The following is a 24,115-nucleotide window of genomic DNA, read 5'->3' on the forward strand; positions in this document are numbered from 1 at the left end:
GCCCGCTGCTGGGTCGACCGCGAGCCGAGCTCGAGGCCGAGGCGGCGCGTCGTGGCCTCGCCTGGGTCGAGGATCCGTCCAACGCTGACACCACCCTGGATCGCAACTTCCTGCGCCGCACCGTGATGCCGCTGCTCGAGAGCCGCTGGCCTCATGCCGGCGCGGCACTGGCCGCTGCTGCCCGGCATGCCGGCGAGGCCGATGCGTTGCTCGAGGCGCTGGCCGCACTGGATCTCGCACGCCTGGGCGGTGACGCCGCGCGGTTGCCCGTGGCGGATCTGGCCGAGCTGCCTGCGCAGCGCCGGCGGCTGCTGATCCGCTACGCCTCCGGGCAACTGGGGTTGCCCACGCCGCCGGCGAGGCGCCTGGAGACGCTGCTGGCGCAGCTCGGCGCGCGACCCGATGCCGAGGTGCGGGTGGCGTGGCCGGGTGCCGAGGCGCGGCTCTGGCGGGGCCACCTCTACCTGCTGGCCCCCGTGCCGTCCCTGCCGGTGGGCTGGCAGGCCGGCTGGGATGGTGAGGCATCGCTGGCGACGCCGTTGGGCGAGGCGAGGGTGGCACTCGCGCGCGATGACGGTGAGCCGGTGCGGCTGCGGGTCGCGCCACGCCGGGGCGGCGAGTGGCTGCGCCTGGCCGGGCGCGGTCGGCGGGACCTGAAGCGCCTGCTGCAGGAGCTGGATCTGCCGCCCTGGGTCCGCGAGCGGCTGCTGGTGGTCCACCAGGACAGTGAAGCCGTGGCCGTGCTGGATGCCGGGGAGGGGCGCTGGCTCGCGGTCGCCGAGGGCTGGCTCAGCGACGCTCCAGGGCCAGCGGGAAGCCGGCCGCCTGCTGGTAGGCGGCCTCCTGTTCGAGGTCGGTGAGCAGCAGCGCCTGGTCGTCGCCGCCGTCGAGCCGCAACCGCAGTCCGTCGCCGCTGGCCTCGAGGCGAGGCGGGGCGGGGGGCTGCTCGGGGCGGGAGTGGTTGAGCAGTACCGCCAGGCGCAGCAGCCGGGCCAGTCGGGCATGGGAGCACTGCTCCGCGGCGGGCAGGGCCTGCCACTCCTTGAGCGGGAACTTGCGGCGGTGGGCGCGGACCAGGAAGGCCAGCAACCGCTGCTCGGGCCGCGAGAAGCCGGCGAGATCGGAGTGCTCCAGCAGGTAGGCGCCGTGGCGATGGAACTGGCTGTGGGAGATCGCCAGGCCGATCTCGTGGAGCCGGCTGGCCCAGCCGAGGAAGCGCGCCTGGTCGTCGTCGAGCCCCCAGGGCCCACGGACCTGCTCGAACAGGGCCCGGGCGGTGTCGGCCACATTGGACGCCTGGCGGGCATCCACGCCGTAGCTGCGCTCGAGCCCGGCCAGGGTCTTGAGGCGTGAATCCTCCAGGCCATGGCGCCCGACCATGTCGTAGAGCACCCCCTCGCGCAGGGCGCCGTCGGCGTAGCGCATCTGCTCGAGCCCGAAGGCCTCGAAGATGGCGACCAGAATCGCGACCCCGGCGGGGAAGACCCTCGCCCGGTCGGCCTTGAGGCCCTCCATGGCGACCCGGTCGAGGTGCTTGCACGCGATCAGCCGCTTGCGCAGGTTGAACAGCGCGTCGCGTTCGATTACCCCTTCCGGGCACTCGCCTCTGGCCGTCAGCACTGCCGCGGCGGCCTTGATGGTGCCGCTCGAGCCCACCGGGTCGGCCCAGCCCAGTTCCCGGTAGGGGCGGCGGATAGAGGCGAGCTCGGAGAGGGCGGCGAGCTCGGCGCGGCGCATGCGCTTCTCGCCGATCTCGCCGTCGCCGAAGAAGCGGCGGGTGAAGGTCACGCAGCCCAGGCGCAGGCTCTCCAGGGCCAGCGGCTCGAAGCGCTCGCCGATGATGACCTCGGTGGAGCCGCCGCCGATGTCGACGATCAGCCGTCGGCCGTCCTCGGCCAGGGCGTGGGCGGCGCCCAGGTAGATCAGGCGCGCCTCCTCGCGACCGGCGACGATCTCGATGCGGCTGCCCAGCAGCGCCTCGGCGCGTTCGATGAAGGCCTGGCTGTTGGCGGCATCGCGCAGGGCGTTGGTGCCCACCACCCGCAGGTGGCCGGGGGCGAGGCCCTCGAGGAAGGGGGCGAAGCGGGCCAGGCACGCCAGGGCGCGCTGCATGGCCGGCTCGCTCAACTGGCCCTCGTCGTCCAGGCCGGCGGCCAGCTGGACCTTCTCGCCGAGCCGGGCCACCACCTGCAGCCGGTCGTCCTGGTAGTTGGCCACCAGCAGGTGGAAGCTGTTGGAGCCGAGGTCGATGGCGGCGAGGCGCCGCGGGGCCGTTGCCGGCCGGCTCGCGAGCACCCGGGAGCGGCGGGGGTGCCTGGCCGTGGGCTGGTTCATGCGGGTGTCCTTCGGTCGAGACGCCAAGGGTGCGGGCACCCCCGGGGCTTGTCAATTGTGGCGGCTCGTCCGGCAGGGGCTTGCGTTTGTCCGCGCCCTTGACTAGTATCGAGGCGTTCGCCTGTTCCGAATGCTTCCCGACCGTTACACGGCGTCCCCGTCTCGGTCAGTTTCCAAGTCGTCAGATAGCCCACTGCGTCAGCGTGCAATCATGGCCATGTTGCCGTGAGCCGCTGATCAGGCGAAAATGATGCTGCTCCCTCGAATCTGTCATCGCCGCGGTGACCTCTTTTCCGGTCGCCTGCCCCCGGTCCGTACTTCCTGACGAGCCCCGCGATACGACGAGTGGATGCCTGCGAGGGCCCTGAACGCACTCACGCGGCGTAAACGTCTCGCCCCTGTCTTTCCGCATGGCGCACTGCCGCCCGGCTTCCAAGAGCAACTTCTGAACACACCGATGAATCTTACCGAACTCAAGCAAAAGCCAGTGCCGGAGCTGTTGGAGATCGCCCGCGAGATGGGCATCGACAACCTGGCACGGTCCCGCAAGCAGGACATCATCTTCGCCATCCTCAAGAAGCACGCCAAGAGCGGCGAAGCCATCTACGGCGACGGGGTGCTGGAGATCCTCCAGGACGGCTTCGGTTTCCTGCGCAGCGCCGACAGCTCCTACCTCGCGGGGCCCGACGACATCTATGTGTCGCCCTCGCAGATCCGGCGCTTCAACCTGCGCAAGGGCGACTCCATTTCCGGCAAGATTCGTCCGCCGAAGGAAGGGGAGCGCTACTTCGCGCTGCTCAAGGTCAGCGAGATCAACTTCGACAAGCCGGAGAACGCCAAGCACAAGATCCTGTTCGAGAACCTCACGCCGCTGTTTCCCCAGGAACGGCTGCGCATGGAGATCGGCAACGGCTCCACCGAGGATCTCACCGCGCGGATCATCGACCTGACCGCGCCCATCGGCAAGGGCCAGCGTGGCCTGCTCGTCTCGCCGCCCAAGGCGGGCAAGACGCTGATGCTGCAGAACATCGCCACCTCGATCACCCGCAACAACCCCGAGTGCCACCTGATCGTGCTGCTGATCGACGAGCGCCCGGAGGAGGTGACCGAGATGTCACGCACCGTGCGTGGCGAGGTGGTGGCCTCGACCTTCGACGAGCCGCCGGCACGTCACGTCCAGGTCGCCGAGATGGTGATCGAGAAGGCCAAGCGCCTGGTCGAGCACAAGAAGGACGTGGTGATCCTGCTCGACTCCATCACCCGCCTGGCGCGGGCCTACAACACCGTGGTGCCGAGCTCCGGCAAGGTGCTCACCGGCGGCGTCGACGCCCACGCCCTGGAGAAGCCCAAGCGCTTCTTCGGTGCGGCGCGCAACATCGAGGAGGGCGGTAGCCTGACCATCATCGCCACCGCCCTGGTCGACACCGGCTCGAAGATGGATGAGGTGATCTTCGAGGAGTTCAAGGGTACCGGCAACATGGAGGCCCATCTCGACCGCAAGCTGGCCGAGAGGCGGGTCTACCCGGCACTCAACATCCGCCGCAGCGGCACCCGTCGCGAGGACCTGATCGCCTCCGAGGACGAGATGCAGCGCATGTGGATCCTGCGCAAGCTGCTCAATCCCATGGACGACACCGCGGCCACCGAGTTCCTGATCGACCGTCTCAAGGACACCAAGACTAACCTGGAGTTCTTCGAGGCCATGAAACGCCGGTAACGCCGGCGCCGCGGCACCGCAAAGGGGCAGATGGTATTCTGCCCCTTTCGTCGTTCGGGAAACGGGAACTTCATACATGAAGTACAAGGATCTGCGTGAGTTCATCGCCGCCCTGGAAGCCCAGGGCGAGCTGACGCGCGTCACCGCCGAGGTCGATCCCTACCTCGAGATCACCGAGATCTGCGATCGCACCCTGCGGGCCGGCGGGCCGGCGCTGCTGTTCGAGAACGTCAAGGGACACGCCATGCCGCTGCTCGGCAACCTGTTCGGCACGCCGCAGCGGGTGGCCATGGGCATGGGACAGGACAGCGTCGCCGCCCTGCGCGAGGTGGGCGAGCTGCTCGCCTTCCTCAAGGAGCCCGAGCCCCCCAGGGGCCTGCGCGACGCCTGGAGCAAGCTGCCGATCTTCAAGCAGGTGATGAGCATGGGCCCGAAGACGGTGCGCTCGGCCCCGGTGCAGGCCCTGGCCTACGAGGGTGAGGAGGTCGACCTCGACCGCCTGCCGATCCAGCACTGCTGGCCGGGCGACGTGGCGCCCCTGGTCACCTGGGCCCTGGTGGTGACCCGCGGACCGCACAAGAAGCGCCAGAACCTCGGCATCTACCGCCAGCAGAAGCTCGGCCGCAATCGCCTGATCATGCGCTGGCTCTCCCACCGCGGCGGGGCGCTCGACTTCCAGGAGTTCCAGCGGGCCCACCCCGGCGAGCCCTTCCCGGTGGCGGTGGCGCTGGGCGCCGACCCGGCGACCATTCTCGGCGCGGTCACCCCGGTGCCGGACTCGCTCTCCGAGTACGCCTTCGCCGGGCTGCTGCGCGGCTCGCGCACCGAGCTGGTCAGGTGCGGCCATGCCGACCTGGAAGTCCCTGCGTCTGCTGAAATCGTTCTGGAAGGCTTTATCTACCCCGATGACATGGCGCCGGAGGGCCCTTACGGCGACCACACCGGCTACTACAACGAGGTCGAGCAGTTCCCGGTGTTCACGGTGACGCGCATGACCATGCGCGAGAACGCCATCTATCACTCCACCTATACCGGTCGCCCGCCCGACGAGCCGGCGATCCTGGGGCTCGCCCTCAACGAGGTCTTCGTGCCCATCCTGAGGCGGCAGTTTCCCGAGATCGTCGACTTCTACCTGCCGCCGGAGGGATGTTCCTACCGCATGGCGGTGGTGACTATGAAGAAGCAGTACCCGGGCCACGCCAAGCGGGTGATGATGGGGGTGTGGAGCTTCCTGCGCCAGTTCATGTACACCAAGTTCGTGGTGGTACTCGACGACGACGTCGATGCCCGCGACTGGAAGGACGTGATCTGGGCGATCACCACCCGCATGGACCCGGCCCGGGACACCGTGCTGGTCGAGAATACCCCCATCGACTACCTGGACTTCGCCTCGCCGGTGGCCGGCCTGGGCTCCAAGATGGGGCTGGATGCCACCGGCAAGTGGCCCGGCGAGACCGACCGCGAGTGGGGCACGCCCATCGTCATGGACGAGGCCATCAAGGCCCGCGTCAGCGAGCGCTGGAACGACCTGGGCATCGTGCTCCCCCCCGACAACGACACGAGGCATTCATGACGGCAAGGACCCTGACCTGCCAGGTGACCGAGGTGGAGGATCTCACCCCCGACGTCTTCCGCGTCACCCTGGAAGGCCGTGCCGAGGCCGTGGCCCACGCGCCCGGCCAGTACCTGGAGCTCAAGCTCGACGACGCGACCTGGGTACCGTTCTCGATCGCCAACGCCCATGGCGGTGATGGCGTGATCGAGCTGCATATCCAGCACTGGCCGGAGCGCGGGAATTCGGCGCGACTGCGCGAGCTGGTCCAGGTGGCCGAGCGGCTCACCCTGCGCCTGCCCGGTGGCGACTGCGTGCTCGACCCGGAGAGCACGCGGCCCTTGCTGCTGGTCGCCGCCGGCACCGGGTTCGCCCAGATGAAGGCGATCGTCGAGGCGGCACTGCACGCCGACCCCGAGCGCCGCATCGACCTCTGGTGGGCGGCCCGGGAGCATCGCGACCTCTATCTGGAGTGGCTGCCCCGGGAGTGGGCCGAGACCCACGCGGGTGTCCGTTTCCACGTCGTGACCGAGAAAGCGCCCGAGGAGCCCGTGGCGGGCGAGCGGGTACTCGCCCATCTCGGTCGCATCGACCAGGCCCTCGCCGAGAACCTCGACGACATCGCCGGCCATGACGTCTACCTCTCGGGGTCGCCGGGCATGGTCTATGCCTGCGTCGACGTGCTGGCGTCCCTGGGCCTCGCGCCCTCGCGGGTCTTCTCCGATGTCTTCGCCTACGCGCCCCGGGAGCCGCTGGTGCCCACGGTGGGCAGCCTGGTGAGGGAGGGGCGCGGATGAGCGCCTCGCCGATCCTGATCACCGGTGGTGCACGCCGCCTGGGGCGCCACTGCGCCGAGCGGTTGCGCGACGATGGCCATCCGGTGATCGTCAGCTACCGCCGCGAGCGCCCCGAGCTGGATGAGTTGCGCGAGCGGAGCATCGTGACCCTGCAGGCGGATTTCGCCAGCGAAGCCGGCATTCTCGACTTTATCGCCCGGCTCAAGGCACACACCGGGTCGCTGCGGGCGATCGTCCACAACGCCAGCGACTGGGCGCCGGACGCCATCGGCGAGGAGGCCGGGGCCACCTTCGAGCGGCTGTTCCGGGTGCATATGCTGGCCCCCTACCTGATCAATCTGCACTGCCGCGAGCTGCTCGAGGCGTGCAGCGAGCCCCAGCGCGACATCGTGCACCTGACCGATCACGTGGTGCAGCAGGGCTCGAGGGGGCATGCCGCCTATGCCGCCACCAAGGCGGGGCTGGCCAATCTGACGCTCTCCTTCGCGGCCATGTACGCTCCCGCGATCCAGGTCAACGCCATCGCCCCGGCGCTGATCATGCTCAATGAGGGCGACAACGACGCCTATGTCGAGAAGGCCAAGGCCCAGTCGGCGATGGGCATGGTTCCCGGACCGGGGGTGATCTACCAGAGCCTGCGCTACCTGCTCGACAATCGCTACGTGACCGGGGTGACACTACCGGTCGATGGCGGACGACATCTTCGCTAGAATCCCCACCACCCCGACAACGCAACCCTCGAAGAAGGAGTGACAGATGGCCGGACACGACGAGAATTTCAAGGACGAGAGCGGCCTGCTGGCCGTGGTGCTGGGCCTGGCGGTCCTGGTGAGCATGAGCGCCCTGCCGGCGACCATCGGTTGGGTGCAGTACTTTGCCTGAGTGACGCCGAAGGCCTTGCCAAATCCCCGTCGGCACGGCACGATGCCCGTATCGCTCAGGAGATGACCATGACCTCGCCCAACCATCCTGCCATCCGTTGCCCGAACGCCGCCCGCGGCGTGGTGACCGCTGGCCGTGGTGAGGCGCTCGTTACGGGTCGTCGCTACTGGTTTGGATATTGGTTTAGCACCGGCGTGCCGGTGGCCATGTCCTGACGACAGACTGAGCAGAGACATCGTCGCGAGGCACGCCCCCCAGGGTTGCCTCCACCACAGAACCCCCGGACGGCAACCCCGCCCGGGGGTTCTGCCTTTCGGCACTGGACGACACAGAGACCCGCATCGAGGAGACGCACCATGATCGCCACCATCGCTTACCAGCCCTGCTTCACGACCCTCGGCCGTGGCTATTACGGGGCCTGGCGATTTAGCGACGCGCGGTCGGCCCAGTGCGCCACCTCCGACCGTGGTACCACCGGTGGCATGAATATGATGTGTCCCACGACACGATGTCTGTCCGTTTCCCGGAGTTGATACCATGACCGCTTCGCTTGCCACCGCGACCCTGAACGACACCGCCCGCCCGGCCCACCATCCTGTCCGGGCCCTGCCCACCGCCGGCGAGCTGTGCCGTGCCCTGCCGTTGCCCCCGGGTCTCACCGAGCGCATCGCCGGCCAGCGCCAGGCCATTCGCGACATCCTCGATGGCCGTGACGACCGCCTGCTGGTGGTCGTCGGTCCCTGCTCCATCCATGATCCCGACGCGGCCCTGGCCTATGCCCGACGCCTGGCCGAGCTGGCGCCGCGGGTCGAGGATCGTCTGCTGCTGGTGATGCGGGTCTACGTGGAGAAGCCGCGCACCACCGTGGGCTGGAAGGGGCTCGCCTACGATCCCGACCTGGACGGCAGCGGCGACATGGCGACCGGGCTGGAGCTCTCGCGCCGGCTGATGCGCGACATCGCCGAGCTCGGCCTGCCGCTGGCCACCGAGCTGCTGCAGCCGATGCTGGCGCCCTATCTCGACGACCTGCTGGCCTGGGTCGCGATCGGCGCCCGCACCACCGAGTCCCAGTTGCACCGGGAACTGGCCAGCGGGCTTCCGGCCGTGGTGGGCTTCAAGAATGCCACCAGCGGCGATATCCAGGTGGCGCTGGACGCGATGAGCGCCGCCGCCCATCCCCATCGCCACTTCGGCCTCGACCCCGAGGGGCGTCCGGTGGTGCAGGAGACGGCGGGCAACGCCCACACCCACCTGGTGCTGCGCGGTGGCCACGGCGAGCCCAACTACCAGACGCCTCATGTGACGGCGGCCCGCCGGGCCCTGGAGCAGGCCGGCCTGACGCCGCGGCTGATGGTCGACTGCAGCCACGCCAATGCCCGCAAGGAGCACCGCCGCCAGGGCGAGGTGATGTGCGACGTGCTGGCCCAGCGCCTGGCCGGCGAGTCGGCCCTGTGTGGCCTGATGATCGAGAGCCACCTGCACGAGGGCAAGCAGCCGCTGGCCCCGGGCAAGCTGCGCTACGGGGTCTCGGTCACCGACGCCTGCCTCGGCTGGGAGACCACCGAGCAGTTGCTGCTTAGCGCCGCGGAGCGCCTGCGCTAAGATGGTCCGTAGCGAGGGGCGCCGGGGGCAGGCCGAAGAGGAGGTCATTCGCCAGGGATGGCGAATGTAGCGCCCAGGGAAGGGTTCACAGCGCCTCCTCGAAGGCCTGCCGCCGGATCAGCCCCGAGTGGTGCAGCCTATCTGCAATGCGCTGGGGACGATGGAGAAGGCCTGTACCCTCGGGGGCGATGTCGGGATAATGCCGTCGATTCACGACTCGTCGCCCGGAGGTCCCCATGCCGTTCCAGTTCGAAGACCACGACCCCGAAACCTATCGCCGCAAGGGCCGTTTCATCAGCCTGGCCATGGCCGGCCAGCTGATCGTCTTCGGCCTGGTGTTCGTCCAGCTGCTGCAGACCGCCTTCGATGGCGGCTTCTGGCTCAACGTGCTGGGCGTGCTGCTGGGGCTGGTCGCCACCAGCCTGGTGTTCGCCGTGCTGCGCGAGCGGCCCTGGATGGCCGAGATGCGCTACGTCTGGCAGCTCAAGCACCACCTGTCGCGGGTCAGCGGCTATCTGCCGGCGCTGCGGCGGGGCGTGGCGGAGGACAACGACACGGCGCTGGCGGTGCTCTCCTTCTACCACCAGGGCATGGCCCAGCTCGCCGAGCTCAACGGCCGCACCCTGGACGACGACGCCGAGCTGCTCGCCGAGCGGGAGACCGTCAGGCTAGCTCGCCGCGAGAAGGGGCTGCCCGAGCGGGTCGACGGCTTCGATCCCGAGGACCTGCGCGCCTTCCGGCGCGGCTAAGCCCTGGTGGCATAGGCGTAGAGCAGCGTCTCCTGGGCACTGATCGGGGCCTCGTCGCCGGGCTGCTGCTTCAGGTAGCTGCCGTCGGGCTGCAGCAGCCAGCTCTGGCAGTTGTCCACCAGGTAGGTCTCCAGGTCCTTGCGTACCCGGGCGGCGAGCTTCTTCTCCAGCAGGGGAAAACCGATCTCCACCCGGTGGAACATGTTGCGGGCCATGAAGTCGGCGCTGGAGCACCAGGTCTCCGGCTTGCCGTCGTTGTGGAAGTGGAAGACCCGGGTGTGTTCGAGGAAACGGCCGATGATCGAGCGTACCCGGATGGTCTCCGAGATGCCGGGAATGCCCGGCCTCAGGCAGCACATGCCGCGGATGATCAGGTCGCACTCCACGCCGGCACGTGAGGCACGGTAGAGCGCCTGGATCAGCCGGGGCTCGGTCAGCGAGTTGCACTTGACGATCAGGTGAGCGGGCCGGCCGCGGCGGGCGTGCTCCGCCTCCCGCTCGATCATCGCCACCAGCCGCTCGTGGAGGGTGAAGGGCGCGTGCAGCAGGGTCTCGATCCGGCGGGTCTGGCCCATGCCCGAGAGTTGCTGGAAGACCCGGTGGACGTCCTCGCACAGGCCGGGACGGGCGGTGAGCAGGCTGTAGTCGGTGTAGAGCCTGGCCGTCCTCGAGTGATAGTTGCCGGTGCCCAGGTGGGCGTAGTGGCGCAGCTTGCCGCGCTCGCGGCGCACGATGTGCAGCATCTTGGCGTGGGTCTTGTAGGCCATGACGCCGTAGATGACGATGGCGCCGGCTTCCTGCAGCCGCGAGGCCAGGGCCAGGTTGTCGGCCTCGTCGAAGCGGGCACGCAGCTCGATCACCACCGTGACCTCCTTGCCGTTGCCGGCCGCCTCCACCAGCGCATTGACGATGGGCGAGTCGGCGCCGGTGCGGTAGAGGGTCTGCTTGATCGCCAGCACATCGGCGTCGCGGGCCGCCTCGCGCAGCAGGTCCTCCACCGGCGTGAAGGCCTGGAAGGGGTGGTGCAGCAGGATGTCGCCGGCGCCGATGGCGGCGAACAGGCTCTCCTTGCGGCCCAGGGGCTTGGGCAGCCCCGGGGTGAACGGCCGGTAGAGCAGCTCGGGGCGGTCGACCTCGCCGAGCACCGACATCATGCGGGTCAGGTTCACCGGGCCGTCGACCCGGTAGAGGTCGTCCTCCTCCAGGGAGAACTGGGCGAGCAGGAAGCGCGCCAGCTCGTCGGGGCAGTTGCTGGCCACTTCGAGTCGCACCCCGCTGCCATAGCGGCGTGCCAGCAGCTCGCCGCGCAGTGCCGAGGCGAGGTCCGAGACCTCCTCCGGGTCGACCGAGAAATCGGCGTTGCGGGTCAGGCGGAACTGGTAGCAGCCGTGCACCGTCATGCCGGGAAAGACCTCCTCGGCGTGGGCGTGGATCATCGACGACAGGAAGACGTACTCGCTGAAGCCCTCCTCGCAGAGTTCGGCGGGCAGGGCGATCACCCGGGGCAGCGAACGCGGCGCCGGCAGGATGGCCAGCCCGCCCTCGCGGCCGAAGGCGTCCTTGCCCTCGAGCTCGACGATGAAGTTGAGGCTCTTGTTGACCAGCCGCGGGAAGGGGTGGGACGGGTCCAGGCCGATGGGGCTGACCACCGGCATGATCTCGGCATCGACGATATCGCGGACCCAGGCGCGCTGGGCGTCGCTCCAGTCGTCGCGGCGGCGGAAGCGCAGCTTGTGGGCCTCCAGCGCGGGAATCAGCACCTCGTTGAGGATCCGGTACTGGCGCGCCACCTGGTCGTGGGCGATGCGCGAGATCTCGGCGAGCACCGAGCGTGGCGAGCGCCCGTCGGCGCCGCTGGCGTTGTCCCCCAGTGCCACCTGGTTCTTCAGCCCGGCCACGCGGATCTCGAAGAACTCGTCCATGTTGGAGGAGAAGATCAGCAGGAACATCAGCCGGTTGAGCAGCGGATGAGCCGCGTCCAGGGCCTGCTCCAGCACCCTGACATTGAACTGCAGGTGCGACAGCTCGCGGTTGAAGTAGAGGCTCGGATCGGTGAGGTCGGCCTGCGGGTCGGGGAGCACCTTGGGCTTGATCCCGGTACGGGTCTGGTTCAGCCGGGGGGTGGGTTGCTCGACCGTCGTCTCGCTGGACAGGGGCTCGCCGGCCGAGGGCTCGAGCGGTACGGCTTCAACGTGTTCCTGCGTGTCGGGGCTGCGCGGGTCTTCCATGCTGTCTCCTGGCTTGGCCGGAAGGGCCCCGCGCGACGACTGGGCCTCTCCCTTACTAGGCGAGCAGCCGCGCTGCCCGCTTGGCGAAATAGGTCAGCACGCCGTCGGCGCCGGCGCGCTTGAAGCAGAGCAGCGACTCGAGGATGACGGTGTCGGCGTCGAGCCAGCCGTTGTCGAAGGCGGCCATGTGCATGGCGTACTCGCCGCTGACCTGGTAGGCGAAGGTCGGGACCTTCAGCTCGTCCTTGACCCGGCGCACCACGTCGAGATAGGGCATGCCGGGCTTGATCATCACCATGTCGGCCCCCTCGGCGAGGTCGAGGGCCACCTCGTGGAGGGCCTCGTCGCCGTTGGCCGGATCCATCTGGTAGGTGGTCTTGTCGGCACGGCCGAGGTTGGCGGCGGAGCCCACGGCGTCACGGAAGGGGCCGTAGTAGCACGAGGCGTACTTGGCGCTGTAGGCCATGATGCGGGTATTGGCCAGGTGCTCCTGCTCCAGTACCTGGCGGATCGCGCCGATGCGCCCGTCCATCATGTCCGAGGGGGCCACCACGTCGGCGCCGGCCTCGGCGTGGGAGAGCGCCTGCTTGAGCAGGGTCTCGACGGTGCGGTCGTTGTGCACGTAGCCGTGTTCGTCGAGGATGCCGTCCTGGCCATGGCTGGTGTAGGGGTCCAGCGCCACATCGGTCATGAGGCCGAGCCCGGGGATGGCGTCCTTCAGGGCGCGCACGCTGCGCTGGACCAGGCCGGCGGCGTTGTAGGCCTCCTCGGCGAGCTCGCTCTTCAGCGAGGCATCGACCACCGGGAACAGCGCCAGGGCGGGAATGCCCAGTTGATGGGCCTCGCGGGCCTCCTCGATGAGCAGGTCCAGCGACAGCCGCTCGACGCCGGGCATGGAGGGCACGGCTTCCCGCTGGCCCTCGCCCTCGAGCACGAACACCGGCCAGATCAGGTCGGCGGGGGTCAGCAGCGATTCGCGCATCAGGCGGCGCGAGAAGTCGTCACGCCGCATGCGGCGCAGGCGAGTGGCGGGGAACTGGCGTGTGGTCATGAAGCTCAAGGCGCGTCTCCAGCGGTGAGGTCGGGACCGCCACGGGCACAGTGTGGCGGGCGACGATGACGATACGATGACGGGGCGTCGTTGCCTTGGAGTATATCAGTGCGACCCTGCGCCGAAAGTCACGCCTTGTCGCACCCCGGGCGACTCTCTAAAGTGTTGGGTTCGGATCATCGGGCCTGCTCGTCGGCAGGCGCATACCTCAAGGAGATAGGCATGAGCAAACAGGTGGCGGTCATCCTCTCGGGCTGCGGCGTATTCGATGGCTCGGAGATCTACGAGACCACCCTGACCCTGCTGCGCCTCGATCAACTGGGCATCGGCTATCGCTGTTTCGCTCCCGACATCGCGCAGCACCACGTCATCGACCACCGCAGCGGCGAGGTGGCCGAGGGCGAGTCGCGCAACGTGCTGGAGGAGTCGGCGCGCCTGGCCCGGGGCGAGATCTCCTCGCTGGCCGAACTCGAGGCCGGCGACTTCGATGCGGTGATCCTGCCTGGTGGCTTCGGGGCCGCCAAGACCCTCTCGACCTTTGCCGAGGCCGGCGACGAGATGGAGGTGCTCGGCGAACTGGCCGAGGCGCTCGCCGGTTTCCGCGAGGAACGCAAGCCGATCGGCCTGATGTGCATCAGCCCGGTGCTGGTGCCACGACTGCTGGGGTCCGGCATCGCCGTGACCATCGGTCACGACCCGGGGGTGGCCGGGGCGATCAGCGCCATGGGTGGGTTGCACCGTAGCTGCGGCGTCGAGGACATCGTGGTCGACTTCGAGAACCGGGTGGTCACCACCCCGGCCTACATGCTGGCGACCCGCATCAGCGAGGCGGCCACCGGCATCTTCAAGCTGGTCGATCGCGTTGACGAGCTGATGGATCTGCAAGCCTGAAGCCGGGAGCCATGGGCGGTAAGAGCGGCGCCGGCGGCAGGCCGAAGCGGAGGTGCGATGCCATGGATGGCATCGGTAGCGCCCAGGGAAGGGTTCACAGCGCCTCCGCGCAGGCACGCCGCCGGGAAGCCGCGATTTCGGGCACCACCCTGTTCGGTGCTATTCGTCTTCCTCGGCGTCGCGCTTCTTGCGCCGTACCAGGCGACCGAACAGTAGCCCCACCTCGTAGAGCAGGTACATGGGGATCGCCAGCAGGCTCTGGGAGATCACGTCCGGCGGGGTCAGCAGCATGCCCACCACGAAGCAGCCGAGGATGACGTAAGGACGCTTCTTCGACAGGCTCTCCACCGTGGTGGCCCCGGAGAGGATCAGCAGGAAGGTGGCGATGGGGATCTCGAAGGCCACGCCGAAGGCGAAGAACAGCTTCAGCACGAAGTTGAGGTACTGGTTGATGTCGGTCATCACCGCCACGTTCTCCGGCCCGGTCTGGGTGAAGAACTGGAACAGCAGCGGGAAGACCACGTAGTAGGCGAAGGCGGCACCGGCGTAGAAGAGCATCACGCTGGAGGCCAGGATCGGCAGCGCCAGCGCCTTCTCGTTGTCGTAGAGGCCCGGCGCGACGAAGGCCCAGGCCTGGTGCAGCACGAAGGGGATGGCGATGAAGACCGCCAGCACCAGGGTCAGCTTGAAGGGCGCGAGAAAGGGCGAGGCCACTTCGGTGGCGATCATCTGGGAGCCCTCGGGCAGCAGCGCCATCAGCGGCTGGGCCACGAAGGTGTAGATCTCGTTGGCGAACGGAAAGAGGCCCAGGAAGATCACCAGGATCGCCACCACGGCGCGTATCAGGCGCGAGCGCAACTCGATCAGGTGCTCGATCAGCGGGGCCTGGTTCTGTTCCTGGGGGTCACCGGTCTTGCTCATCGGGAGGTGGCGTCCTTGTCGGCGGCGTCGGCAGGCTCATCGGCAGGCGGGTCGAGGCGGGCCCGGGCAAGGGCGTCGTCCAGGCGCTTCTCCGGCGGCTCGCTCGGCGCCGCGGATTTCCCGGTGTCGTCGCGACCGGAGGCCGGGCTCTGCTGTGTGTCCTTCCCCCCGCCGGACTCGGGCTCGGCGAGGCTCTCCACGTCGCGCTTGACCTGCTTGACGCTCTCGTCGAGCTTCTTCTGCTGCTCGTTGAGCTTCTGACGCAGCTCCTCGGCCTCGAGCTGGGCGCTGATCTCGCGCTGCATGCCGGAGACGGTACGCTTGACCTTGCCGATCCACAGCCCCAGGGTGCGCGCGGCCTTGGGCAGGCGCTCCGGGCCCAGCACCAGCAGCCCCACCACGCCGATGATCAGCAGTTCGAGAAAGCCCATATCGAACATGGCGGCTTACTTGCGCTCTTCCTGGTCCTCGACCTTCCGCTCGGCCTTGACGTCATAGGTGTCACCCTCGTCGTCATGGCTCACCTTGGCCTGGGGCTTGTCCGCTTCGTTCTCCTTGTCCTTCTCGTCCTCGTGCATGGCCTTCTTGAAGCCCTTCACGGCGCCACCCAGGTCGCCACCGACGTTGCGCAGCTTCTTGGTGCCGAAGATCAGGATGATGATGCCGAGTACGATCAGCAGCTGCCAGATACTGATACCACCTAACATAAGTCGTTCCTCTGGTTGGGGGCTACGGGAAGACCCCGGAATGGCCAGTTCGTTCTATTGGTGCCTTGCGGCCTTCTCGTCGTGTCCGGAGACACCGAAGCGGCGGGCCAGCTCGTCGAGCACCGCCCGGTGATCGAGATCCAGATGCGCCAGCATCACCAGGCTATGAAACCACAGGTCGGCCGTTTCGGCGATCACCGCTTGTCGCTCGGCGTCGCCGCCGTGCTCGGCATCCTTGGCGGCCAGCAGGGTCTCGGTGGCTTCCTCGCCCACCTTCTCGAGTATCTTGTTCAGGCCCTTGTGATGCAAGGCGGCGACGTAGGAGTCCTGCGGGTCGGCCTGCCGGCGCTGTTCCAGCACTTCCTGCAGGCGATCAAGAATATCACTCATCGATGACGGCTCCCTTGACGTGGATCCAGTGGGTTGGCGCCGGCGTTCCCCGGCCGAGGGTCAGTGCCAGGCCAGCAGCAGTACGCCGATGGCCGCGGCGGCCACCACCGGCCAGGGTTGTCCCGCGGCCCAGTCGGTCAGCGGCTGCCAGGCCAGCGCCATGGCCAGCAACAGCAGCCCCAGGCGCAGGCGGCGACGGCTGCTGCCCTGGCGCTGCAGCAGGCTGCGGATGCCGCTCATCGCCTCGGCCTGGCGATGACGCTGCCGGTGTTCGTGCTCGACGCGGCTCAGCGCCTGGTGGGCCAGCACCGGTAGTTCCGGGAGCTGGCGCGTCAGCTCCGGCGCCTGGCGCTTGAGCGAGTCCCAGAAGCCGCTGGCGCCGGCCCGCTCCTTCATCCATTGCTCGAGATAGGGCTTGGCGGTGCGCCACAGGTCCAGGTCCGGATAGAGTTGTCGGCCGAGCCCCTCGATGTTGAGCAGGGTCTTCTGCAACAGCACCAGTTGCGGCTGTACCTCCATGTTGAAGCGCCGGGCGGTCTGGAACAGCCCCAGCAGCACCTGGCCGAAGGAGATGTCCTTGAGCGGCTTCTCGAGGATCGGCTCGCAGACGGTGCGGATCGCCGCGGCGAACTCGTTGGCCCGGGTATTCTCGCCGACCCAGCCCGACTCGATATGCAGCGCGGCCACCTCGTAGTAGTCCTGGTGGAAGAAGGCCAGCAGGTTGCGCGCCAGGTAGTCCTGGTCCTCGCGGGTGAGGCTGCCGACGATGCCGCAGTCGATGGCGATGTACTGCGGGTCGTGGGGACGCTCGAGGGAGACGAAGATATTGCCCGGGTGCATGTCGGCGTGGAAGAAGTTGTCGCGGAACACCTGGGTGAAGAAGATCTCCACGCCGCGCTCGGCGAGCTTCTTGAGGTCGGTGCCCTGGGCGACCAGGGCCGCGGTGTCGGCCACCGGCACCCCATGGATGCGCTCCTGGACCATGACCCGGCGACGGGTCAGTTCCCAGTGGGTCGCCGGCACGAACAGCAGCGGCGAGTCCTTGAAGTTGCGCTTGAGCTGGGAGGTGTTGGCGGCCTCCTTGGTCAGGTCGAGCTCGTCGAACAGGGTCGCCTCGTAGTCGCGTACCACCTCGACCGGGCGCAGCCGGCGCGCCTCCGGGATGTGCTTGAGGACGCTCGCGACACGGTACATCAGCGCCATGTCCTGGCGCATCACCCGCTCGATGTCGGGGCGGATGATCTTGACCACCACGTCCTCGCCGCTGTGCAGCCGCGCGGCATGGACCTGGGCGATGGAAGCCGAGGCGAGCGCCTCGGGCCCGAAGTGCGCGAAGGCCTCGGCGATGGTCATGCCGAGTTCCTCTTCCACCCGGGCCCGGGCCTGGGCGCCGGGGAAGGGGGGGACCTGGTCCTGCAGGCGGCGCAGCTCGTCGGCGATGTCCTCGGGCAGCAGGTCGCGACGGGTCGAGAGCACCTGGCCGAACTTGACGAAGATCGGGCCCAGCGCCTCCAGCGCCAGGCGCAGGCGCTCGCCGCGCGAACGCGGGCCGATCGGCACCAGGCGCAGCGGCGAGAGCCTGAACAAGGTGCGCAGCCACCAGGGCAGCCGGTCCAGCGGCAGCAGGGTGTCCAGCCGGTAGCGGGTGATCACCCAGAAGATGCGCAGCAGCCGAAGGCTCATCATGGGCGGGGCTCCCCGTCGACCAGCCGGCGATGCAGCCGGGCGAGGCGCGCCTCGAGGCGGTCGGTGGCGACCTCGAGCTCGGTGAGGTGGTCGCGCAGCACGGCGAGCTGGTGGCGCCCGGGCAGCAGACGCGCCTCCTCGAAGACATACTCGGCGACGTCGGCGCGGAACTCGTCGCGGGTGCGCAGGCCCCAGCGGGTGATGCCGCGCAGTCCTTCGGCGAGGCTGTGGGCGGGCGTGTCGCCGAGCCAGCGGGCGAGTTCGCCCTCCCAGTCCAGGTCGAGGTCGAGCAGCAGGTCGCGGGTCGCCTCGAGCAGGTGGATGCGCCCCCGCACCGCGAGCTTGCCCTGGAACATCAGCCGTTCGATGGAGGCACCGCCGAGCAACTCGCCGGCGGTCTCGGCATCGAGCTCGACGACGGCGTCGTAATCCGCCTCGGCGGCGTCGTCCGGGCGCAGCAGGTCGAGGCCATGGGGATGGAAATGCACGGCTAGCACCAGGCTGGGGCGCTCGAGCCGCAGCAGGATGCGGTGGCCGGCGAGGCGCGCCAGTCTCCCGGGGGCAGCCGGGTCGCGGGCGAGCAGGGCATTGAGGGTGCGCTCCAGGCCAGCCAGCAGCAGGGTCAGCGACATCTCGACCTCACAGCTTTATGCCGCGATGCAGGGCGACGATGCCACCGGTGAGGTTGGTGTACTCGACGCGTTCCAGGCCGGCGGCTTCCATCATGCCCTTGAGGGTCTCCTGGTCGGGGTGCATGCGGATCGACTCGGCCAGGTAGCGATAGCTGTCGCCGTCGCTTGCCACCAGCTCGCCCATCCTCGGCAGCAGGCGGAAGGAGTACTCGTCGTAGGCCCTGGAGAGCAGCGGGTTGGCCGGCTTGGAGAACTCCAGCACCAGCAGCCGGCCGCCGGGCTTGAGCACCCGGGCCATGGAGCGCAGGGCGGCGTCCTTGTCGGTGACGTTGCGCAGGCCGAAGGCGATGGTGATGCAGTCGAAGGTGTTGTCGGGGAAGGGCAGGGTCTCGGCGTTGGCCTGCACATACTCGACGTTGCCGCCGACCCCATGGTCGAGCAGCTTGTCGCGGCCGACCCGAAGCATGGATTCGTTGATGTCGGCCAGCACGACCCGGCCGCGGGGGCCCACCATGCGCGAGAACTTCAGCGTCAGGTCGCCGGTGCCGCCGGCGATATCGAGCACGCTGTGGCCGGGGCGCACGCCTGAGCGTTCGATGGTCAGGCGCTTCCACAGGCGGTGGATGCCCAGCGACATCAGGTCGTTCATCACGTCGTAGCGGGCCGCCACCGAATGGAAGACGTCGGCCACACGGGAGGCCTTCTCCTCGACCGGAACTTCCTGATAGCCGAAGTGGGTGGTGCGCTTGTCCATGGATGACCCCTGGGCTGAATTCGGGCGAGTGACGCGCCGGGCACGTCAGCAAACGGCGATATTGTAGCCTCCCCCGGTTGCCCTTGTCTTGACGCCGGTCGCTTGCCGGGGGCGGCTAGAGCTGCTTGATCTCGATGCCCAGGGGCTCGCGCGAGGCACCGGCCTCCTCCAGCCGCCGCAGGTAGTCGGCCCAGTTGGCCTCCCGGTCGCGGATCAGCGCATGCAGGTAGTCCCAGCTGTACAGGCCGCTGTCGTGGCCGTCGTCGAAGTGCAGCTTGAGCGCGTAGCGACCGGCCTGGGTGATGTTCTTGAGGCCGACGTGCTTCTTGCCCACCTGCAGGGTGGCGGTGTCGCCGCCGTGGCCGCGCACCTCGGCCGAGGGCGAGAAGACCCGCAGGTACTCCACCGACAGCCGGTGGCTCTCGCCGCCCTCGTAGGTGAGCTCGAGCTGGCGGTCCTTCTTGTGGTAATGCACGCGGGTCGGGATGGGGGCGGTCATGGTATGCCTCCGCTTATGGCGTGGTGGAGGCGCGGCTATCCCGGCGACAGGCCGTCGCGAAGGCGCGGTGACCCCCTCCCTGGGCGCTACCGATGCCATCCATGGCATCGGACCTCCGCGTCGACCTGTCCCCGGCGCCGCGCAGTCCGCGCCCTAGGGCTTGCAGCTTATAGCTTAAGGCTTATAGCTGGGATTAGAGAATATACCGCGACAGATCCTCGTCCATCGCCAGCTCGGCGAGCTGGGAGTCGACGTAGGCGGCGTCGATCGCCAGCGGCGTGCCCACATCGGCGCCCTTGAACGAGGCCTCCTCGAGCAGGCGCTCCATCACCGTATGCAGGCGGCGGGCGCCGATGTTCTCGGTGCCCTCGTTGACCTTCCAGGCGATCTCGGCGATGCGCTCGATGCCATCCTCGGTGAACGAGATGTCGAGCCCCTCGGTGGCCAGCAGGGCCTGGTACTGCTTGGTGAGCGACGCCGAGGGCTCGGTGAGGATGCGCTTGAAGTCGTCGGGGGTCAGCGCATTGAGCTCGACCCGGATCGGCAACCGTCCCTGCAGCTCGGGGATCAGGTCCGAGGGCCGCGACAGGTGGAAGGCGCCGGAGGCGATGAAGAGGATATGGTCGGTCTTGACCATGCCGTACTTGGTCGAGACCGTGGAACCCTCGATCAGCGGCAGCAGGTCACGCTGTACGCCTTCCCGGGAGATCTCGCCGCCGCTGGACTGGCCGCTGCCCTTGGCCACCTTGTCGATCTCGTCGAGGAAGACGATGCCGTTCTGCTCCACCGCCTCGATGGCGCGGTGCTTGATCTCCTCCTCGTTGACCAGCTTGGCGGCCTCCTCGTCGCGCAGCAGGGCGAAGGCGTCCTTCACCGCCACGCGGCGGGTCTCGGTCTTCTGCTTGCCCATGCCGGCGAACAGGCTCTGCAGCTGGCTGGTCATCTCCTCCATGCCCGGCGGGGTCATGATGTCGATGCCCGGCCCCTGGGGGGTGATCTCGATGTCGATCTCCTTGTCGTCGAGCTGTCCCTCGCGCAGCTTCTTGCGGAAGAGCTGGCGGGTCGAGCTGTCGGCACGGGGGGCATCCTCCTGGCCGCGGGGTGGCGGCAGCAGGGCATCGAGGATGCGATCCTCGGCGGCGTCCTCGGCGCGGTGGCCCACCTCTTCCTTGGCCTGTTCGCGCACCAGCTTGATGGCGGCCTCGGTCAGGTCGCGCACGATCGACTCCACGTCGCGGCCCACGTAGCCCACCTCGGTGAACTTGGTCGCCTCGACCTTGATGAAGGGCGCGCGGGCGAGCTTGGCCAGGCGACGGGCGATCTCGGTCTTGCCGACCCCGGTGGGGCCGATCATCAGGATGTTCTTGGGGGTCACTTCCTGGCGCAGGTCGCCGTCGAGCTGCATGCGCCGCCAGCGGTTGCGCAGGGCGATGGCCACGGCGCGCTTGGCGTCCTGCTGGCCGATGATGTATTGATCCAGGGCGTGGACGATCTCGCGGGGTGTCATCTGGGTCATGGTGGCGGCCTTCAGAGCTCTTCGAGGGTGACGTGGTGGTTGGTGAACACGCAGATGTCGCCGGCGATCTCCAGCGACTTCTCGGTGATCTCGCGGGCCGAGAGGTCGGTGTTCTCGAGCAGGGCGCGGGCCGCGGCCAGGGCGAAGTTGCCGCCGGAGCCGATGGCGATGATCCCGCGCTCGGGCTCCACCACGTCGCCGTTGCCGGTGATGATCAGCGAGGCATCCTTGTTGGCGACCGCCAGCAGCGCTTCCAGGCGGCGCAGGGCGCGGTCGGTGCGCCAGTCCTTGGCCAGCTCCACGGCGGCCTTGACCAGGTTGCCCTGGTGTTTCTCCAGCTGTGCCTCGAAGCGCTCGAAGAGGGTGAAGGCATCGGCGGTGCCGCCGGCGAAGCCCGCCAGTACCTCGCCACGGTAGAGGCGGCGCACCTTGCTGGCATTGCCCTTCATCACGGTATTGCCCAGGGACACCTGGCCGTCGCCGGCCAGTGCGACCTGGTCGCCGCGGCGCACGGAAACGATCGTGGTCATGGAGGGAACTCCTTGGGGGAGCGGTTGGCTCCCGATGACTTTCGGCGCCGCGGGGTGGCCCGGGCGCCGTGGCTGAGCTTTCAGGGGAAGTGCGGGCAGCCGGCCCGGAATTCAACCGCCGGGTGCCGGCGGGCGGGTCGGCAGATCAGTTCTGCAGCCGGATCAACAGCGGCTCGATGCCCTGGGTGGTCATCAGGTCCTGGGCCCGGTTGAGTTCGCGGCTGTCATCGAAGGGGCCGACCTGCACCCGGTGCCAGGTCTCGCCGCCCGAGGCCTGTACCTGGCTGACCTGGGCCACCAGGCTGAGGTTGCGCAGGCGCTGCTGGAGCTGTTGGGCATCGCCGGATTCACGGAAGGAGGCGGCCTGCAGCATGTAGCGGTGACCGGCGGCCGGATTCGGCGCGGGCTCCGCCGGGGTGGTGTCCCGGGGGCGCAGGTTGGCGGCGATCACCTGGGCGATGGGGTCGTCATCGGGGGTACCCGCCGCCTCGGTCTCGGCCACCTCGGGGGGGGGAGCCGGCGGCCGAGCGGTGGAGGCGGGCATCTCGCCCCGCGGCGCCACCACCTCGGTCTCGGGCAGCAGGGTGTAGAACTCGAAGGTCGGCATGCGCGGCTCCTCCGGCGCGGGACGGGATGGCGTACGCGGAGCGGCCTCGTCGCCGGCAGGGGGCGTGCGGGGCATCACGGTAGCCAGCGGCGAGTCGCCGCCCCCCTGCCAGGGGGCCGTGCCGTGCTGATGCTGGGCGAGCAGGAAGCCGGCGGCGAGGCCGACGAGGCCCCACAGCCAGCCCGGCAGGCCGCGGCTGGTCCGGGGAGTGGAGCGGCGCTTGCTGGAGGTGGCGCCGCGCTTCTTCGGGGCGGGACGACGGGCCATGGCTTACATCTCCTCGGGAGCACCGACGCCCATCAGGTCGAGGCCGTTGCGCAGCACCTGGCGAGTGGCCAGGCCCAGCGCCAGGCGGGCGTTGCGCTGGGCGTCGTCCTCGACCATCACCTTCACCGCGTTGTAGCAGGTGTGGAACTCGGCGGCGAGGTCGAGCAGGTACTGGGCGATCTGCTGGGGTTCGCGGGACGCGGCGGCGTGCTCGACCACTTCGGGGTAGCGGGCCAGGCGGTTCATGACGGCCTTCTCCTGGTCCTCCTCGAGCAGCGCGAGGCTCTCCATGGCCAGGCCATGGTCGAAGGGCTGGCCCTCCGCCTCGGCCTTGCGCAGCATGCTGCAGACCCGGGCGTGGGCGTACTGCACATAGTAGACCGGGTTGTCGTTGGACTGGGAGCGGGCCAGGTCGATGTCGAAGGTCAGTTGGGAGTCGGCACGGCGGGCGGCCAGGAAGAAGCGCGTGGCATCGCGGCCGACCTCGTCGATCAGGTCGCGCACCGTGACATAGCTGCCGGCCCGCTTGGAGAGTTTTACCTCGACCCCGGAGCGGGTCACCATCACCATCTGGTGCAGCACATAGTCGGGCCAGCCCCGGGGGATGCCGGCCTCCAGCGCCTGGAGGCCGGCGCGCACCCGGGTCACCGTGGAGTGGTGGTCGGCGCCCTGCTCGTTGATCACCGTGGTGAAGCCGCGCTGCCACTTGTCGAGGTGGTAGGCGACGTCGGGCAGGAAGTAGGTGTAGTGGCCGTCGGTCTTGCGCATCACCCGGTCCTTGTCGTCACCGAAGTCGGTGGTGCGCAGCCACAGGGCGCCGTCCTGTTCAAAGGTGTGGCCCTTGGCGATCAGCTGCTCGACGGTGGCCTCGACCTTGCCTTCCTCGTAGAGCGAGGACTCCAGGAAGTAGACATCGAACTCGACACCGAAGGCGCGCAGGTCGAGGTCCTGCTCGCGGCGCAGGTAGGCCACCGCGAAGTCGCGGATGGCGTCGAGGTCGTCCGGGTCGGCCTTGGCGGTGACGTGGCGGTCGTCGGCATGCACCGTCTCGCCCGCCAGGTAGGCGTTGGCCACGTCGATGATGTAGCCGCCGCGGTAGCCGTCGGCGGGCCAGCCCTCGTCGTCGGGGTCGATGCCCTTGACGCGGGCCTGCACCGAGAGCGCCAGGTTGCTGATCTGGGCGCCGGCGTCGTTGTAGTAGAACTCGCGGGTCACGTCATGGCCGGTGGCTTCCAGCAGCCGGCAGATGCAGTCGCCGATGGCCGCCCCGCGGCCGTGGCCGACGTGCAGCGGGCCGGTGGGGTTGGCGGAGACGAACTCCACCTGCACCTTCTCGCCCTGGCCGGTGAGGCTGCGGCCGTAGGTGTCACCCGCGTCGAGGACCCGGCGCACCACCTGGGCGGCGGCGTCGGTGGCGGCGAAGAAGTTGACGAAACCGGGGCCGGCGATCTCCACCCTGCTCACGGCGCGGCTCTCGGGCAGGGCGCCGACCAGCGCCTCGGCCAGCTCGCGGGGCGGCTTGCCGGCGGGCTTGGCCAGCATCAGCGCCAGGTTGGTGGCGTAGTCGCCGTGGGCCTTGTCGCGGGCGGGGTCGACCTTGATGGTCGGCGAGAGGTCGGCGGGCAGCACGCCCTGCCGCTTGAGGGTGTCGAGGGCGCCCTCGAGCAGGGTGATGATGGTGTCTTTCATGAAGCGTCGGATGTCCTGTGGCGCCGGCCGGTGCGAGGTAAAGGGCGATGACGAGGCGCTCGCGATGGCTCGGGCGTGGAAGTACGGTGCCCGTGGAGGGGCATGGTCGGCCAT

At 68.8% G+C, this 24,115-nt stretch carries 25 protein-coding genes; 10 read left to right on the top strand and 15 right to left on the bottom strand.

Features of this window, described 5'->3' with window-relative positions; genetic code table 11:
- A partial coding sequence (tilS, locus tag C1H66_RS06005; RefSeq protein ID WP_146010688.1) for a tRNA lysidine(34) synthetase TilS occupies positions 1-860 on the top strand: 860 nt, incomplete at its 5' end.
- Here the strand turns inward: tilS and ppx are convergent.
- Positions 790-2,334, bottom strand: coding sequence for an exopolyphosphatase (gene ppx, locus C1H66_RS06010; protein ID WP_102626999.1), 1,545 nt, complete (start codon positions 2,332-2,334; stop codon positions 790-792). The genes tilS and ppx overlap by 71 nt on opposite strands.
- Positions 2,335-2,791: 457 nt before the next feature.
- Between ppx and rho the strand changes: the two genes are divergently transcribed.
- The 8 genes from rho to C1H66_RS06040 all read left to right on the top strand — a co-directional run bounded on the left by rho (position 2,792) and on the right by C1H66_RS06040 (position 9,633).
- Entirely contained in the window at positions 2,792-4,051 is a 1,260-nt protein-coding gene (gene rho / locus C1H66_RS06015) for a transcription termination factor Rho (RefSeq protein ID WP_102627000.1), read from the top strand.
- Between the two features lie 76 nt (positions 4,052-4,127).
- Positions 4,128-5,624: a 4-hydroxy-3-polyprenylbenzoate decarboxylase gene (gene ubiD, locus C1H66_RS06020; protein ID WP_102627001.1), complete on the top strand. Its 1,497-nt coding sequence runs from the start codon at positions 4,128-4,130 to the stop codon at positions 5,622-5,624.
- The gene (locus C1H66_RS06025; protein ID WP_102627002.1) at positions 5,621-6,400 is read left to right on the top strand and encodes an NAD(P)H-flavin reductase; all 780 of its coding nucleotides are present in this window, start codon (positions 5,621-5,623) and stop codon (positions 6,398-6,400) included. The genes ubiD and C1H66_RS06025 overlap by 4 nt, the downstream gene beginning before the upstream one ends.
- Positions 6,397-7,110 (top strand): dihydromonapterin reductase, encoded by a 714-nt coding sequence (gene folM / locus C1H66_RS06030; protein WP_102627003.1) that lies wholly within the window; start codon positions 6,397-6,399, stop codon positions 7,108-7,110. The genes C1H66_RS06025 and folM overlap by 4 nt, the downstream gene beginning before the upstream one ends.
- A 46-nt stretch (positions 7,111-7,156) precedes the next feature.
- Positions 7,157-7,282 carry a hypothetical protein gene (locus C1H66_RS23385; protein ID WP_276308826.1) on the top strand — a complete coding sequence of 42 codons (126 nt, stop codon included), beginning with the start codon at positions 7,157-7,159 and terminating at the stop codon, positions 7,280-7,282.
- Positions 7,283-7,350: 68 nt separating this feature from the next.
- Positions 7,351-7,497 (top strand): hypothetical protein, encoded by a 147-nt coding sequence (locus C1H66_RS22825; protein ID WP_170064105.1) that lies wholly within the window; start codon positions 7,351-7,353, stop codon positions 7,495-7,497.
- A gap of 322 nt (positions 7,498-7,819) precedes the next feature.
- Positions 7,820-8,884, top strand: a complete 1,065-nt coding sequence (locus C1H66_RS06035) for a 3-deoxy-7-phosphoheptulonate synthase (RefSeq protein ID WP_102627004.1) — start codon at positions 7,820-7,822, stop codon at positions 8,882-8,884.
- 236 nt (positions 8,885-9,120) lie between these two features.
- On the top strand, positions 9,121-9,633 hold the full coding sequence (locus tag C1H66_RS06040; protein WP_102627005.1) for a DUF3087 family protein: 513 nt from the start codon (positions 9,121-9,123) through the stop codon (positions 9,631-9,633).
- On the opposite strand, the gene ppk1 is transcribed toward C1H66_RS06040, so the two are convergent.
- Both ppk1 and hemB read right to left on the bottom strand, forming a co-directional pair.
- A complete protein-coding gene (gene ppk1 / locus C1H66_RS06045; protein ID WP_102627006.1) occupies positions 9,630-11,861 on the bottom strand; it encodes a polyphosphate kinase 1 in 2,232 nt (743 codons plus the stop codon). The two genes, C1H66_RS06040 and ppk1, sit on opposite strands and share 4 nt — an antisense overlap.
- 55 nt (positions 11,862-11,916) lie before the next feature.
- The gene (gene hemB / locus C1H66_RS06050) at positions 11,917-12,912 is read right to left on the bottom strand and encodes a porphobilinogen synthase (RefSeq protein ID WP_370741243.1); all 996 of its coding nucleotides are present in this window, start codon (positions 12,910-12,912) and stop codon (positions 11,917-11,919) included.
- Positions 12,913-13,134: 222 nt separating this feature from the next.
- Between hemB and elbB the strand changes: the two genes are divergently transcribed.
- On the top strand, positions 13,135-13,803 hold the full coding sequence (gene elbB / locus C1H66_RS06055) for an isoprenoid biosynthesis glyoxalase ElbB (RefSeq protein WP_102627008.1): 669 nt from the start codon (positions 13,135-13,137) through the stop codon (positions 13,801-13,803).
- Positions 13,804-13,962: 159 nt separating this feature from the next.
- Here the strand turns inward: elbB and tatC are convergent, their stop codons facing one another.
- The 12 genes from tatC to argS all read right to left on the bottom strand — a co-directional run bounded on the left by tatC (position 13,963) and on the right by argS (position 24,001).
- Positions 13,963-14,724 carry a twin-arginine translocase subunit TatC gene (gene tatC / locus C1H66_RS06060; RefSeq protein ID WP_102627009.1) on the bottom strand — a complete coding sequence of 254 codons (762 nt, stop codon included), beginning with the start codon at positions 14,722-14,724 and terminating at the stop codon, positions 13,963-13,965.
- A complete protein-coding gene (gene tatB, locus C1H66_RS06065; RefSeq protein ID WP_102627010.1) occupies positions 14,721-15,164 on the bottom strand; it encodes a Sec-independent protein translocase protein TatB in 444 nt (147 codons plus the stop codon). Before tatB ends, tatC begins: the two co-directional genes overlap by 4 nt.
- A gap of 6 nt (positions 15,165-15,170) precedes the next feature.
- Complete coding sequence (tatA, locus tag C1H66_RS06070; protein ID WP_102627011.1) at positions 15,171-15,431, bottom strand: Sec-independent protein translocase subunit TatA; 261 nt, start codon at positions 15,429-15,431, stop codon at positions 15,171-15,173.
- A 54-nt stretch (positions 15,432-15,485) separates the two neighbouring features.
- Positions 15,486-15,821: a phosphoribosyl-ATP diphosphatase gene (locus C1H66_RS06075; RefSeq protein ID WP_102627012.1), complete on the bottom strand. Its 336-nt coding sequence runs from the start codon at positions 15,819-15,821 to the stop codon at positions 15,486-15,488.
- A 60-nt stretch (positions 15,822-15,881) separates the two neighbouring features.
- Positions 15,882-17,504 (bottom strand): ubiquinone biosynthesis regulatory protein kinase UbiB, encoded by a 1,623-nt coding sequence (gene ubiB / locus C1H66_RS06080; protein ID WP_102627045.1) that lies wholly within the window; start codon positions 17,502-17,504, stop codon positions 15,882-15,884.
- The gene (locus C1H66_RS06085) at positions 17,504-18,139 is read right to left on the bottom strand and encodes a ubiquinone biosynthesis accessory factor UbiJ (protein ID WP_102627013.1); all 636 of its coding nucleotides are present in this window, start codon (positions 18,137-18,139) and stop codon (positions 17,504-17,506) included. Before C1H66_RS06085 ends, ubiB begins: the two co-directional genes overlap by 1 nt.
- Before the next feature lie 7 nt (positions 18,140-18,146).
- On the bottom strand, positions 18,147-18,893 hold the full coding sequence (gene ubiE / locus C1H66_RS06090) for a bifunctional demethylmenaquinone methyltransferase/2-methoxy-6-polyprenyl-1,4-benzoquinol methylase UbiE (protein WP_102627014.1): 747 nt from the start codon (positions 18,891-18,893) through the stop codon (positions 18,147-18,149).
- 115 nt (positions 18,894-19,008) lie between these two features.
- Positions 19,009-19,392, bottom strand: a complete 384-nt coding sequence (locus C1H66_RS06095; protein WP_102627015.1) for a gamma-butyrobetaine hydroxylase family protein — start codon at positions 19,390-19,392, stop codon at positions 19,009-19,011.
- Between the two features lie 193 nt (positions 19,393-19,585).
- Positions 19,586-20,908, bottom strand: coding sequence for an ATP-dependent protease ATPase subunit HslU (hslU, locus tag C1H66_RS06100; RefSeq protein WP_102627016.1), 1,323 nt, complete (start codon positions 20,906-20,908; stop codon positions 19,586-19,588).
- 11 nt (positions 20,909-20,919) lie between these two features.
- Complete coding sequence (hslV, locus tag C1H66_RS06105; RefSeq protein WP_102627017.1) at positions 20,920-21,438, bottom strand: ATP-dependent protease subunit HslV; 519 nt, start codon at positions 21,436-21,438, stop codon at positions 20,920-20,922.
- Between the two features lie 145 nt (positions 21,439-21,583).
- Positions 21,584-22,312: an SPOR domain-containing protein gene (locus C1H66_RS06110; protein ID WP_102627018.1), complete on the bottom strand. Its 729-nt coding sequence runs from the start codon at positions 22,310-22,312 to the stop codon at positions 21,584-21,586.
- Between the two features lie 3 nt (positions 22,313-22,315).
- The gene (gene argS / locus C1H66_RS06115) at positions 22,316-24,001 is read right to left on the bottom strand and encodes an arginine--tRNA ligase (protein WP_102627019.1); all 1,686 of its coding nucleotides are present in this window, start codon (positions 23,999-24,001) and stop codon (positions 22,316-22,318) included.
- Positions 24,002-24,115 lie beyond the last annotated feature (114 nt).

The organism is Halomonas heilongjiangensis, from assembly GCF_002879645.1.
GTDB classification, from domain to species: domain Bacteria; phylum Pseudomonadota; class Gammaproteobacteria; order Pseudomonadales; family Halomonadaceae; genus Halomonas; species Halomonas heilongjiangensis.

Bases quoted from the DNA above. Each gene is read 5' to 3' on its own strand.
- ppx (WP_102626999.1), bottom strand. From the start codon at position 2,334: ATGAACCAGCCCACGGCCAGGCACCCCCGCCGCTCCCGGGTGCTCGCG.
- rho (WP_102627000.1), top strand. From the start codon at position 2,792: ATGAATCTTACCGAACTCAAGCAAAAGCCAGTGCCGGAGCTGTTGGAG.
- ubiB (WP_102627045.1), bottom strand. From the start codon at position 17,504: ATGAGCCTTCGGCTGCTGCGCATCTTCTGGGTGATCACCCGCTACCGG.
- C1H66_RS23385 (WP_276308826.1), top strand. From the start codon at position 7,157: ATGGCCGGACACGACGAGAATTTCAAGGACGAGAGCGGCCTGCTGGCC.
- ppk1 (WP_102627006.1), bottom strand. From the start codon at position 11,861: ATGGAAGACCCGCGCAGCCCCGACACGCAGGAACACGTTGAAGCCGTA.
- C1H66_RS22825 (WP_170064105.1), top strand. From the start codon at position 7,351: ATGACCTCGCCCAACCATCCTGCCATCCGTTGCCCGAACGCCGCCCGC.
- tatA (WP_102627011.1), bottom strand. From the start codon at position 15,431: ATGTTAGGTGGTATCAGTATCTGGCAGCTGCTGATCGTACTCGGCATC.
- hslV (WP_102627017.1), bottom strand. From the start codon at position 21,438: ATGACCACGATCGTTTCCGTGCGCCGCGGCGACCAGGTCGCACTGGCC.
- ubiE (WP_102627014.1), bottom strand. From the start codon at position 18,893: ATGGACAAGCGCACCACCCACTTCGGCTATCAGGAAGTTCCGGTCGAG.
- hslU (WP_102627016.1), bottom strand. From the start codon at position 20,908: ATGACCCAGATGACACCCCGCGAGATCGTCCACGCCCTGGATCAATAC.
- C1H66_RS06035 (WP_102627004.1), top strand. From the start codon at position 7,820: ATGACCGCTTCGCTTGCCACCGCGACCCTGAACGACACCGCCCGCCCG.
- hemB (WP_370741243.1), bottom strand. From the start codon at position 12,912: ATGACCACACGCCAGTTCCCCGCCACTCGCCTGCGCCGCATGCGGCGT.
- C1H66_RS06085 (WP_102627013.1), bottom strand. From the start codon at position 18,139: ATGTCGCTGACCCTGCTGCTGGCTGGCCTGGAGCGCACCCTCAATGCC.
- C1H66_RS06025 (WP_102627002.1), top strand. From the start codon at position 5,621: ATGACGGCAAGGACCCTGACCTGCCAGGTGACCGAGGTGGAGGATCTC.
- folM (WP_102627003.1), top strand. From the start codon at position 6,397: ATGAGCGCCTCGCCGATCCTGATCACCGGTGGTGCACGCCGCCTGGGG.
- elbB (WP_102627008.1), top strand. From the start codon at position 13,135: ATGAGCAAACAGGTGGCGGTCATCCTCTCGGGCTGCGGCGTATTCGAT.
- tatC (WP_102627009.1), bottom strand. From the start codon at position 14,724: ATGAGCAAGACCGGTGACCCCCAGGAACAGAACCAGGCCCCGCTGATC.
- C1H66_RS06075 (WP_102627012.1), bottom strand. From the start codon at position 15,821: ATGAGTGATATTCTTGATCGCCTGCAGGAAGTGCTGGAACAGCGCCGG.
- C1H66_RS06110 (WP_102627018.1), bottom strand. From the start codon at position 22,312: ATGGCCCGTCGTCCCGCCCCGAAGAAGCGCGGCGCCACCTCCAGCAAG.
- argS (WP_102627019.1), bottom strand. From the start codon at position 24,001: ATGAAAGACACCATCATCACCCTGCTCGAGGGCGCCCTCGACACCCTC.
- C1H66_RS06040 (WP_102627005.1), top strand. From the start codon at position 9,121: ATGCCGTTCCAGTTCGAAGACCACGACCCCGAAACCTATCGCCGCAAG.
- ubiD (WP_102627001.1), top strand. From the start codon at position 4,128: ATGAAGTACAAGGATCTGCGTGAGTTCATCGCCGCCCTGGAAGCCCAG.
- C1H66_RS06095 (WP_102627015.1), bottom strand. From the start codon at position 19,392: ATGACCGCCCCCATCCCGACCCGCGTGCATTACCACAAGAAGGACCGC.
- tatB (WP_102627010.1), bottom strand. From the start codon at position 15,164: ATGTTCGATATGGGCTTTCTCGAACTGCTGATCATCGGCGTGGTGGGG.